Genomic DNA, 12990 nt, shown 5'->3' with positions numbered 1-12990 from the left:
TTTTTTAATTTTTGTAAAGTATTATTATTGAAAATTTTTAAAAAATTATTTTTTTACAGTAATATTCATAAAAATGCCATATGTTGTTCAAACCTTATTTCGCATTCATACACATTCGTTGTTTTAATCACTTTCATCTCATTTACCACTTGAATACTTGTTAATTATTGCTAATAAATAATGCATATATCTAAAAACATCTTTTCTACAAAAATAAAAAAGTCAGCAAAGCTGACTTTTTACCCGGCCATTTTTTTTCGTTTCATTTCCTCTACTACTCTCGTATACTTCTCATCATCAAATTCATTTTCACTTTTTGCAACAACTACAGTTGCAATACCGTTACCAATTAAATTAACGATAGCACGTGCTTCTGACATGAAACGATCTACACCAAGTAATAACGCTAAACCTTCTAATGGGATAACATTCATTGCAGATAGAGTAGATGCTAGCACAATGAATCCCCCGCCGGTTACTGCTGCTGCTCCTTTAGATGTAACTAATAAAATAGCTATTATAGTTAATTGTTGACCTAGTGAAAGATCGACGTGGAAAACTTGTGCTAAAAATATAGTAGCCATCGATAAATAAATTGTTGTTCCATCTAAGTTAAAAGAATAGCCTGTTGGAATGACTAAACCTACTACCGGTTTCGAACACCCGAAGTCTTCCATCTTTGTCATCATTCGCGGCAGTACTGATTCTGACGATGATGTCCCGAGAACAATAAGTAATTCTTCTTTAATATGAGCTAAATATTTCCACAAACTAAATTTATACAGTTTACAAATAAAATTTAAAACAATAAAAACAAATAATGCCATTGTCGCATATACACAAATCATTAATTTGCCAAGTGGTATGAGCGTGCTTAAACCATACTTCCCAATTGTAAATGCCATCCCACCGAATGCTCCAACCGGTGCTAATTTCATTACAATTGATAAAATGTTAAAAAATACTTTCGATAATCTTTCAAAAAAATCAATAACCGGTTGTCCATTTTTCCCTAACATCGTTAATCCTGCGCCGAATAAAATGGAGAAGAATAACACTTGTAAAATATCACCTTTTGCAAATGCTTCAAACATGTTAGACGGCACAATATGTAAAAAGAAATCCATCCATTTCATTTCTTGCCCGCTTTGTACATATTGTGAAACATCTCCGCCTTTTAGTTTTGAGGGATCTAATCCATCTCCGGGACGCACAACATTCGCTACGATGATACCAATAATTAAAGCAGCTGTTGTAACAATTTCAAAATATAATAGTGCCTTCCCACCAACACGGCCTACCTTTTTCATACTTCCCATACTTGCAATACCGAGTACAATTGTTAAAAAGATAATCGGTGCAATAACCATTTTAATCATATTGATGAATGTTTCACCAATTGGCTTCATTTGTTGTCCAACACTCGGCCAAATTGCCCCTACTGCAATACCACAAATAATGGCCACAATCACTTGGAATGTTAAATTCTTTGCAATTCTCATTTTTGCTACTCCCCTGTATTTTCATTTCTCCCAAACTATTTTAAGCAATAACATTTATTCTATGTGATAGCCCCCTTGCTACTTAACTTGAACCCTACTATTATGTTACACTATTAACTCTAATTCTTAAATAGTATATAACATTAAAAACTAAATGTCATACCATTAGACAAAAATAAAAAAGCAGACATTACATCTGCTTTAATTCTCCTCAATTTGCTTTTCACTTAATCCTAGATGTGTTCTAAGAGTATTACTCAAACTCTGTAGATCTTTTTTATTAGGATTATAATAATATACACGTTGCCCGTTTGGGCCATTAGGTAAGTATAAATCATCACCAGCTAATTGTATTTTTTCAACTGAACCGTTTAAACCGTATTTATAAAAAGATAAAATATCGTCCATTACTAAATTTGTTTTAAAATCACCATCAACCGCCTCAACTATTTTTTCTAGCTTCGTAATCGATCCTACACTTTTTAATTTACTTAAAATCGCTTCAATAACAAGTTGTTGGCGCTGTCCTCTCATTGCATCACTATCAATATGACGCGTTCTTGCTAGTGCGAGTGCTTCTTCCCCATTTAATTTTTGTAATCCTTTTTTCAAATGAATCGTATCAGGTTCATCTTTACTATTTTGCTCCGTAAATTCAACTGGGACATCCACTTCAATACCATCTAACCCATCAACAATTTTAGTAAAGGAACCAAAATTAAATTTCACAAAATAATCAACAGGCACCTGTAACAATTTTTCTACCGCTTCCACAGAAGCTTGCGGTCCTCCATCTTTACCATTTTTAACGAAACCACTTCCATATGCATGGGTTATTTTATCTTTTTTCTTTTCAACTGGAACATATGTGTATGTATCACGCGGTATGCTCGTTAATTTCACTGTTTTATCATCTTTATTAAAAGTCGCTAACAGTAATGCATCTGTATGAAATGCACCATTATATTCCTTTTGTCGTTCTTGATTTTCATCAATTCCCATAATTAAAAGTGAAACATGATTTGCAATTGGCTTTACAGATTTCTCACGTAAATTGGATTTTTCACCTCGTGCTAAATTCAAATTAGATTTTTGTACGAGACTAGAAGTTTTCATATATACATAAGCTCCATAGCCAATTCCACCAAATAGTAATACCGCCAGTAGTAAACTTATTATCGTTTTCTTTTTATATTTTTGCTTAATTTTCTCTTCTCTTAAAGATGAATGATTCCCCATCTACTCTCCTCCTGTCTCTATTCATCAAATATGTTTTTCATTTTTTCATATTTAGCGCTATCCTTTTGAAACATACTTTCTTTCAATCCCTTATCTATTTGTATCCATTCAGTCGTAACTGAATATTGAATCAAGCCTTCTTGAAAACTAAGAAATTTCAACATAATCCCTGTATTTTTCTCCACAACCATTTCGAATTTCCCTCTTAAATCTTCAGAGGTGCTAACAGGCATCTCTATGTTGATAACTCCTTCAATTTTGTAACAATCTAATCCAAGATATTTCGTTTCTTTATAATTCCAATCTTTATATCGAATTAACAAATCTGCAAATTCTGATTGAATACTATATTTAGCTAGCCCTACATATTCATCATCATATCTCTTTTTCTCATCTGATTTTCTCACTACCCTTTCCGTAGGATTTAATTTTAATAGTTCATTGTTTCTTTCTTTCGGGTTCCATTTTGTCTCTTTATAGGTATACTTCTCATCATCAAACTCTTTTTTCTTGCCCTCGTTATATATAATTGTTCGTTTTTTCGCTAGTTTATCTTCTTTCGAAGAGATACCTCTTTGTTTCTCCGTATCAATCGCATACTTATATGTTGTAGCAATTCTTGATGAGCTAGAATATTCCTCAAATTGTCCTGAAATATTTTTAAAATAATCAATAGAATCTAGCATCTTTTGATGAATCTTTTCTTTATCTGGATAATGTACATTCGATTTTATTTCTTCTTCATTTTCATAATCAGAAAATGCTTTTTTCTTTACATATTCAAATACTCCACCGTTTTGCGCAAAACTTTGTATAGAAAACTCAGACATAGATACCACTGAAAGTATACAAACCGCTGCACTAATTATCATCATATAAATTTTGTAACTCTTCTTTTTTACCTTAAGATTATGTACCGTGCCATTAATCTTTTCATTTAACTCTGGAGGTACTATAACATTTTCATCTTTTATTCTCTTTTTTAATTTCTCATCAAATAATTTTTCATTATCCATCCTTTGCACCCCCTATTCCATCTTTAATCGTTTTTGTAGTTGTTCCCTCGCACGTGATAATCTTGATTTCACTGTTCCTTTCGGTATTTCTAACAGCTTTGCTATACTCTCTTGATTCATGTCTTCATAGTAATAAAGCACCGTAACAGCTCTTAATTCTTCATGTAACGATTGAATCGCATTACACAAATCTATATCTTCATACTGATCACACGCACTCATATTGTAATCATTCTCTTCTGTCACAATTACCTTTTTATAAGCTCTAATAATATTGTTACACTCATTTATTAGTATTCGAATTAACCAAGTTTGAAAAAATTCTTCTTTTTTTAATTTTTTTATATTTTCATAGGCTTTTAAAATTGTTGTCTGTATCGCATCCTCTATATTTGTCTCATCACGTAACATCGCCTTTGCTATTCGATACATTTTCACTTTTTCTGTATGTATAAGCGCTATAAAGGCTTCATGATCACCTTTTTTCGCTAAAGAAACATCCGTTTCTTCTTTTATAATCATTTTATATAAAGGGATTACTTTCACAATCGCTCCTCCTGTTTCATCCTCACTTCATCACTTCCAATTTAACTTTACATGTATTAGACGTATGAACCTAGAAAAAGGTTCACTTTTTTGAATATTTTTGTAATTAAAAAGATAAATATCCTTTATAAGGATGCAATGAACATACTAGTTTAAATTTACAAATAAAAAAAGCCCACTTTCTCAGTGGACTTTCTACTTTATAACGGTAAATCCCTCTTCCTAAATACTACAATCGCTACGATAAAAATACAAAGCGCTACAGCAGTTAAACTTATACTTACCGGCCATATATTATATGATCCTTCAGCAATTTCTTTCGGACGAAACAGCGTGAATAATGATAGGTTTTTCATCCATTCTAACTTATCACTTAACTTCCCTACCATATCTAATACGAAAAATAAGATAGTTAAACTCGCTGAATAACTTAGTGCTTTTCTTTCGTCATTACATATACAAGAAAAGAAAAATGAATAGGCACTAACGACTAAAAATATGAGCCCTCCGACTACATTTATCTTCAAAAATAATTCTTTATTTAAGTTATTATCCTCTAAAAACCATTCTGCACCTACTATACCCGCTACATACGTAACCGCTACAATAATCAGTAGTCCTAATATAAGAATAGCCGCTTGCGTAATTGCGATTCGTACTCTAGATACAGGCGTTGCTAGCAAGTATGCCATTGCTCCTTTATCTACATGACGAGCAATTAAATGTGTCGCAACTGTTACGCAAAAAATTGTTAAAATGATAATAAACAATAGACTATAGTATTCGCCCGCTAAAAAATCCATTACGTTTTGAATCGGACTTTCCATACCAACGATTTTTTTCACACTATCAGGCATGGCAGCTATTAATTCATTTAGCCCTTTCGCTGATACCATTGACGGGAATATCCAAATTAATAACCACAGATATAAAGCTGCACCAGACGCATAACTCAAAATACTTTTTTGTGTTTCTTTCAAACTAGCTAAAAATAATCGCTTATTCATGCGCTATCCCTTCTTTCTTATCGTAATAATGCATAAATAAATGTTCTAAATCCATCGCTCTCGTTTGAAGTGCCGTTACATTATAGTTTGAAAGTGTTTGTAAAACAGTTTGATAATTTCCTTGTACAATGATAGATGCCTCTCTGCCTTTTACCGCTTCAAATTGCAAATTACACTTTGTAAGGGACTCAATCTCTTCTTGTGATGATACTATTACATCTATCACCTGTCTTCTCATACTTTGTAAATCGTGAATATTTTCAACCGTTACGAGTCGACCATCTTTAATAATAGCTACTCTGTCACAAGTTCTCTCAATTTCAGTGAAAATATGTGATGACATTAGGATTGTTTTTCCTCTTTGCTTTTCCTCTAATATTAAATCTATAAACACTTGCTGCATAAGTGGATCAAGTCCAGATGTTGGTTCATCTAAAATTAACACCTCTGGATCGTGCATAAATGCAGCGACTATCCCTACTTTTTGCTTCATTCCTTTAGACATTTTGCGAATCGGTGTTTTCACATCAAATTGCAGACGCTCTATCAGTTCATCTCGTCTTTTTGTATCCTTTAATCCACGCATTCCTTGCATTAATTTTAAAAATTCTAATCCGTTCATTCCTTCAATAAAAGAAATTTCACCCGGTAGATAACCAACTTCCCTTTGAATTTTCGCTGCTTCATTCCAACAATCTAATCCAAAAATTGTCGCTTTACCAGCTGTCGGTTTTATAAATCCCATTAAATTACGAATCGTCGTTGATTTTCCGGCACCATTCGGTCCTAAATAACCAAATACTTCTCCCTCTTTTACATCAAATGTAATATGAAACAAACCTTTTCCATTCGAAAACTGTTTTGTGACATCTTGAACTGAAATCATAATTCCACCTCATTTTTTGAAATATTTAATATGTGATATTTCAAAATTATTGTACTCCTCATCTTCCATATTCGCAACAATTTTTTGAAATATTTATTAGTCCATATTTCAAAATTATTGTTTTCCATTATTTTTTCTTGTATATTTTAAGTGAGGTGATTGCATTGAACGGCTTTGAAAGAGTAAAAGAAAAGAAAAAGCGTGCCATTAAAGAAGCAGCATTCGTATTATTTTCAGAACGTGGATTTAATGAAGTGAAAATAGAACATATCGCAAAAGAAGCAAACGTTTCTCAAGTTACAATTTATAATCATTTCGGAAGTAAAGATGCGTTATTTAGGGAGCTTATACAAGAATTTATCATATCTGAATTTCAATATTATAAAGAGCTTGCGGAAGAAAAATTACCTTTTCATGATATGATGCAAAAAATGATTGTAAGAAAAATGAATACTGGCGGATTATTTCAACCTGATATGTTACTACAAATGATGCAAAGGGACGAAGAACTCCGTAAGTTTATTTATAGTTATCAAAATGAAAAAATCCTGCCCTGGTATTTAGAAATATTAGAACGAGCTCAGCGCAAAAACGAAATTAATCCACACCTTACTAAAGAAATGATGTTACTTTACATTCAAATGTTTACAAAGTTAGGTGATGAATTTGGAGCACAACTTCTTGAAGGAGATCGCGAAAAACATATACAAGATATCGTTACGATGTTCTTCTATGGTCTTTCTGTTCCACAAAAATAAAAAGACACGAATTTCGTGTCTTTTTATTTTATAGAAATGACTCTACCCTTTTCACTGCTTTCAATCGCTAATTGAATCAGTTTAATAACATCTAAACCTTCTTTTGCTGTTACAGGTAGTTTCTCACCATTTAATATACTATCTCGTACACCTTTATAATAATTGTTATAACAACCGACTTCTGTTGGAATACGCTCTAAGCTTTCTTCTGTTTCTAAAGTAGCAAAATTCTCTTCATCGTCTACTCCATAACCGTTATCACCTGGCTTCATTCCATTTTTTAATTGCTCTTCCTGCGAATCCATACCGTACTTCACGATAGAACCTTTCTCTCCATGCACTATAAAATGCGGTCCAGCTTTTTTCACATAACTACTACTACGTAAAATGACACGTTTAACTCCGTAATGAAGTTCTATGTGGAAATAATCATCCACCTCTGCACCTGGTCGTTGTTTTATTACATCTGCACTTATAGCATCTGGTTTCCCGAATATTGATAACGCTTGGTCAATTAAATGCGATCCTAAATCATATAATATACCGGAGCCTGGTAGATTTTTTTCTCTCCATCGATCACGTACATGTGGACGGAAACGATCAAAATTCGATTCATATGCATATACATTCCCTACTCTGTTTTCTCCTAACAATTTCTTAATTGTTAAGAAATCATTATCAAAACGACGATTATGATATACGCTTAACATTACATTATGCTGCTCTGCTAATAAAATAAGCTCTTCCCCTTCTTCAATTGAAACAACAAATGGTTTTTCTACAACAACATGCTTACCGTTTAAAATTGCTTCTTTTACATATGGAAAATGAGTTGTATTAGGTGATGTAATAACAACTAAGTCAACATCAGCTCGCTTCACCAATTCATCAATTGTACTAACAACATTAGCGTTTGGTAATGTTTCTTTTACTACCTCTTCTTTTGAGGATAATACAGCACGAATATCATATTCTTCTATCGTTTGTAATAGTGGGATATGAAATGTCGTACTTGAAAAACCAAATCCTACAATCCCTACACCTATTTTTTTCATGTTGCCCCTCCATTTGTCCCGCTCTAACGGGCAGTAAGATTCCTAACTCAAAATTCAGCGAAAGCTAAGGAATTAGGTGAGGAATCAACTGCTCGTTAAAGCCCGATTGATTCAACTAATAATCAATGTGGATAAAGAAAATCCCATTGATTAAAGTTTCACTTTATGAGAACGATTTCATCCAGTTATTATAACAAGATTATTATTATTTACATAATAAATTGCCTAGAAAAAAGCATCTTGCTATTATTCATAGCAAGATGCCCTCTTTATTCTGGTCTTTTCTTCGTCCACGTTTCTACTACTTCACCAGTATCATTAACATCTAGCACTAGGCTACCATTACTATACCGGTCTTTATTTCGATACGCTTTCGGATCAATCTCTTCTACAATGTTTTTCTCTGTCTTCATGTAAACTAATTCATCGTTCCGAACAATTTCAATACCGACAATGCGGTACGGATTACGTTTTAATTCTTTGAAAATAACTAGACCTCGTTTCGCCCTCGTTGATTTTTCAATTTCTGATGCTTTTAGACGTTTTACAGCACCGCGCTGTGTTACGAGAATAAGTTGATCTTTATCACCATTTAACGGTTTACCAGAAGCGACATAGTCATCTTCTTTTAAATTAATTGCTTTCACTCCAGCAGCTCTTACACCGACTGGACTTACTTCATCTTCATGGAAAATAAGTGCATATGCACCGTGTGTAGCAAGAACGATATCACTCGTTCCATCTGTCGCAAATATATCGACAACTTCATCATCTTTTTTCAAGTTTACAGCAACGAATGCCCTTGAATAACGCTGAACTTTATATTGATTTAATTCTGTTTTCTTTATCATACCATTTCGTGTTACAAATACGATAAATCGTTTTTCTTCCTCAAAGTTCGGTACAACCGTTGCCCAAATGATTGTTTCATCCCGGTCGAGTGAAACGATATTAGCAACGTGCTGACCTAAATCTTTCCAACGAATATCTGGCATTTCGTATACTGGCAGATATATATAGTTTCCTTTATTCGTAAATAAGAGGACTGTCTCTGTCGTATTCGTATCGAATCGTTCAAGTAAGATGTCACCCTCTTTCATACCGAAGTCTTTGCCGTTCGAGGCATTATGTGAGCGCCATCCAGTACGTTTCACATATCCTTCTTTCGTTACAGTAACGATGACATCTTCTTGTGGGATCATCACTTCTACATCGATTTTAATTTCCTCGATTTGATCTTCAATAATCGCGCGTCGATCATCACTATATGTTTTCTTAACTCTCTTTAAATCTGTTTTAATTACTTGAAGTAATCTTTTTTCACTTTGTAAAATTGCCTGTAGCTCAATAATTTTCTTATTAAGCTCATCTGCTTCTTCTTGTAACGCTGTAATGTCTGTATTCGTTAAGCGATATAATTGCAAGGAAACAATTGCTTCTGCCTGTGCTTCTGTAAAGCCAAATTTTGCACTTAAATTATCTTTCGCGTTACGTTTATCTTTTGAAGCTCGAATTGTCTCGATTACTTGGTCTAAAATCGATAATGCTTTCTTTAAACCTTCTACAATATGTTGACGATTTTCTGCTTTTCTTAATTCATATTGCGAACGTCTCGTAATAACCTCTTTTTGATGTCCAATATAAGCATCCAAAATTTTCGGTAATGTCATAAGTGTTGGACGACGATTATTGATCGCTACCATATTAAAGTTATATGGAATTTGCAAATCTGTATTTTTATATAAATAATTTAAAATACCTTCGGCGTTTGCTTCTTTCTTTAATTCAACAACAATTCGTAAACCAGTACGATCTGTCTCATCACGCACCTCAGCAATACCATCTAACTTTTTATCTAGACGTAATTCATCCATTTTCTTTACAAGGTTTGCCTTATTCACTTCGTAAGGAATTTCAGTGATTACAATTTGTTGTTTCCCACCGCGCACTGTTTCAACTTCTGCTTTTCCGCGAATAATAATTTTACCTTTACCTGTTTCATATGCCTTTTTAATACCATCAATCCCCTGAATAATACCGCCTGTTGGGAAATCTGGTCCTTTCATAACTGTTAATAAATCATCAACAGTACTATTTGGCTTATCAATACGCATCATTGTAGCATCAATAACTTCTCCAAGATGATGCGGAGGAATTTCTGTTGCATAACCAGCGGAAATCCCTGTAGATCCGTTCACTAATAAATTGGGGAACGCTGCTGGTAATACAACTGGTTCTTCACTCGTATCATCAAAGTTTGACACGAATTCAACTGTTTCTTTATCAAGATCACGTAATAATTCAGATGCAATTGGTGATAAACGAGCTTCCGTATAACGCATCGCTGCCGCTGGGTCCCCATCAACACTACCGTTATTACCATGCATTTCAACTAAAACATTACGTACTTTCCAAGTCTGGCTTAAGCGTACCATTGCTTCATATACAGAGGAATCTCCATGTGGATGATAATTACCGATAACATTACCTACTGTTTTAGCTGATTTACGAAACGCTTTATCATGTACATTACCTTCTACATACATAGAATATAAAATACGTCTTTGTACTGGCTTTAAGCCATCACGTGCATCTGGAAGTGCACGATCTTGAATAATATATTTACTATAACGTGCAAAGCGATCACCTAACACGTCTTCAAGCGGGAGGTCATGAAACTTCTCTGCTTGCATGTTATTCCACCTCCGTCTCCATAATCATTTCATTTTCTAAAATATTTCCTTCTTCTTGCATACCAAACTGTACATTACGTTCAATCCATTTACGGCGCGGTTCTACTTTATCGCCCATTAACGTTGTAACGCGACGCTCTGCTCTTGCTGCATCATCAATTTTTACGCGAATTAATGTACGTGTTTCAGGATTCATTGTTGTTTCCCATAATTGATCCGCATTCATTTCACCAAGTCCTTTATAACGTTGTAACATATAGCCTTTTCCAACTTTTTTCGTTACACCGTCTAATTCCTCATCTGACCAAGCGTATTCAATTACCTCACTCTTACCTTTTCCTTTACTTACTTTGTATAAAGGAGGAAGTGCGATAAATACTTTACCAGCTTCGATAAGTGGCTTCATATATCTGTAGAAGAACGTTAATAACAATACTTGAATATGAGCTCCATCGGTATCGGCATCGGTCATAATTACAACTTTATCGTAGTTAATATCTTCAACATCAAATTCATTTCCTACACCGCCGCCAATCGCATAAATGATTGTATTAATCTCTTCATTTTTAAAGATATCAGCAAGCTTTGCTTTTTCTGTATTAATTACTTTACCACGTAACGGTAATACGGCCTGGAAACGTCTGTCTCGTCCTTGTTTCGCAGAACCACCGGCAGAGTCACCCTCTACTAGGTATAGTTCATTTTTTTGCGGGTTACGTGATTGTGCAGGTGTTAATTTCCCGCTTAACGTACCTTCTGATTTTTTCTTTTTCTTACCACTACGCGCTTCTTCTCTTGCTTTACGGGCTGCTTCACGGGCTTGTGCTGCTTTAATTGCTTTTCTCACAAGAAGTGTAGCTACATCAGGGTTTTCTTCTAAAAAGTATGCTAAATGCTCAGATACAATGGCATCAATTGAAGAACGCGCTTCACTTGTACCTAGTTTCCCCTTCGTTTGCCCTTCAAACTGAAGCACTTCTTCTGGTACACGTACCGAAACGATAGCCGCTACACCTTCACGAATATCTGTACCTTCTAAGTTTTTATCTTTTTCTTTTAATAGTGCTACTTTACGAGCATACTCGTTAAACACACGCGTCATCGCTGTTTTAAATCCAGCTTCATGTGTTCCACCATCTTTTGTACGTACATTATTTACAAACGAAAGAATATTTTCTGAGTAGCCATCGTTAAATTGAAATGCTAGTTCTGCTTCAATCCCATTTTGTTCACCAGTGAAATATACAACTGGATGAATGGAATCTTTTTCTTCGTTTAAATAGGAAACGAAAGCTTCAATTCCTGTTTCATAATGAAAGACATCTTCTAAATCATTTCGTTCATCTTTTATTGAGATTTTCATCCCTTTTAATAAGAATGCAGATTCGCGTAATCTCTCACATAATGTTTCATAGTTATAATTTGTAGTGCTGAAGATCGTTGTATCTGGTTTGAAATGCATTGTTGTACCAGATTCTTTCGTCTTTCCGATTTTCTCAAGCGTCGTTACAGGAATACCACCATTTTCAAAGCGTTGTTCATAAATATTTCCGTCACGCTTAATCGTTACGACTAACCATTCAGACAAGGCGTTTACAACTGATGCCCCAACACCATGTAAACCACCACTCGTTTTGTAACCACCTTGACCAAACTTACCACCGGCATGAAGTACAGTTAAAATAACTTCAGGTGTAGGTTTCCCAAGTTTATGCATTCCCGTAGGCATTCCTCGCCCTTTATCTATAACGCTAATACTATTATCTTTATGTATTACGACTGAAATTTCGTCGCCAAATCCCGCTAACGCTTCGTCAACGGAGTTATCTACTATTTCATATACTAAATGATGCAATCCACGGCTGTCCGTGCTCCCGATATACATACCCGGGCGTTTTCGAACGGCTTCAAGTCCTTCTAACACTTGAATCGCATCTTCATTATATTGGAACTGATGCTTCGCCAAACTCCTTGCCCCTTTCCTAATCCAAAATCAGAACATATGTTTCTATTATAGAATAACGCCTCGACTATCGTTTTGGCAAGTTATCTTATCTCTTTTATATACCATTTTCAATAGAAAAATCCTTGTTTTCTCACAAGGATTCCTCTAGGCTACTATTTCAGAAAAATAATCGTTTGTCAACGAGAAATGGATATGTATTCCAAGATTACACATTCCAAACCTTTATTATGATCCAAATGATCAAGATCCAAAACGGGATTACAAGTAACAATCCCCAAAAACAGCCTTTAAAAAATCTCATGATGAACACCTCGTTCATCGG

Annotated in this window: 10 protein-coding genes; 1 reads left to right on the top strand and 9 read right to left on the bottom strand. The window is 34.3% G+C overall.

The genetic code is table 11. The annotated features are described in order from the left end of the window. Positions 1 to 239: 239 nt before the first annotated feature. From CGQ22_RS14045 to CGQ22_RS14020, 6 genes are all read right to left on the bottom strand, one after another. Positions 240 to 1502, bottom strand: a complete 1263-nt coding sequence (locus tag CGQ22_RS14045; protein WP_001216973.1) for a dicarboxylate/amino acid:cation symporter — start codon at positions 1500 to 1502, stop codon at positions 240 to 242. Positions 1503 to 1703: 201 nt separating this feature from the next. Then, positions 1704 to 2741 carry an LCP family protein gene (locus tag CGQ22_RS14040; protein ID WP_000526720.1) on the bottom strand — a complete coding sequence of 346 codons (1038 nt, stop codon included), beginning with the start codon at positions 2739 to 2741 and terminating at the stop codon, positions 1704 to 1706. Between the two features lie 17 nt (positions 2742 to 2758). After that, positions 2759 to 3757 carry a hypothetical protein gene (locus CGQ22_RS14035; protein WP_000368249.1) on the bottom strand — a complete coding sequence of 333 codons (999 nt, stop codon included), beginning with the start codon at positions 3755 to 3757 and terminating at the stop codon, positions 2759 to 2761. Between the two features lie 12 nt (positions 3758 to 3769). Beyond that, positions 3770 to 4303, bottom strand: coding sequence for a sigma-70 family RNA polymerase sigma factor (locus tag CGQ22_RS14030; protein ID WP_000864721.1), 534 nt, complete (start codon positions 4301 to 4303; stop codon positions 3770 to 3772). 200 nt (positions 4304 to 4503) lie between these two features. Then, positions 4504 to 5310, bottom strand: a complete 807-nt coding sequence (locus tag CGQ22_RS14025) for an ABC transporter permease subunit (RefSeq protein ID WP_046945597.1) — start codon at positions 5308 to 5310, stop codon at positions 4504 to 4506. Then, the gene (locus CGQ22_RS14020) at positions 5303 to 6196 is read right to left on the bottom strand and encodes an ABC transporter ATP-binding protein (RefSeq protein ID WP_000626564.1); all 894 of its coding nucleotides are present in this window, start codon (positions 6194 to 6196) and stop codon (positions 5303 to 5305) included. Before CGQ22_RS14020 ends, CGQ22_RS14025 begins: the two co-directional genes overlap by 8 nt. Positions 6197 to 6351: 155 nt before the next feature. On the opposite strand from CGQ22_RS14020, the gene CGQ22_RS14015 reads away from it, so the two are divergent. Further along, complete coding sequence (locus CGQ22_RS14015; RefSeq protein ID WP_116777626.1) at positions 6352 to 6954, top strand: TetR/AcrR family transcriptional regulator; 603 nt, start codon at positions 6352 to 6354, stop codon at positions 6952 to 6954. Positions 6955 to 6977: 23 nt separating this feature from the next. Here CGQ22_RS14015 and CGQ22_RS14010 read toward each other — a convergent pair whose 3' ends face one another. The 3 genes from CGQ22_RS14010 to parE form a co-directional block, all read right to left on the bottom strand. Then, on the bottom strand, positions 6978 to 8009 hold the full coding sequence (locus tag CGQ22_RS14010) for an oxidoreductase (protein WP_000719766.1): 1032 nt from the start codon (positions 8007 to 8009) through the stop codon (positions 6978 to 6980). Between the two features lie 269 nt (positions 8010 to 8278). Beyond that, positions 8279 to 10702 (bottom strand): DNA topoisomerase IV subunit A, encoded by a 2424-nt coding sequence (gene parC, locus CGQ22_RS14005; RefSeq protein WP_089148865.1) that lies wholly within the window; start codon positions 10700 to 10702, stop codon positions 8279 to 8281. 1 nt (position 10703) lies between these two features. Next, positions 10704 to 12668 (bottom strand): DNA topoisomerase IV subunit B, encoded by a 1965-nt coding sequence (gene parE / locus CGQ22_RS14000; RefSeq protein WP_001062193.1) that lies wholly within the window; start codon positions 12666 to 12668, stop codon positions 10704 to 10706. Between the last annotated feature and the right edge of the window lie 322 nt (positions 12669 to 12990).

The organism is Bacillus sp. M13(2017) (assembly GCF_002218325.1).
Lineage (GTDB): Bacteria > Bacillota > Bacilli > Bacillales > Bacillaceae_G > Bacillus_A > Bacillus_A thuringiensis_K.
Note: the sequence above shows the minus strand (reverse complement) of the source record. Positions and strands in the feature narration are given on the sequence as shown.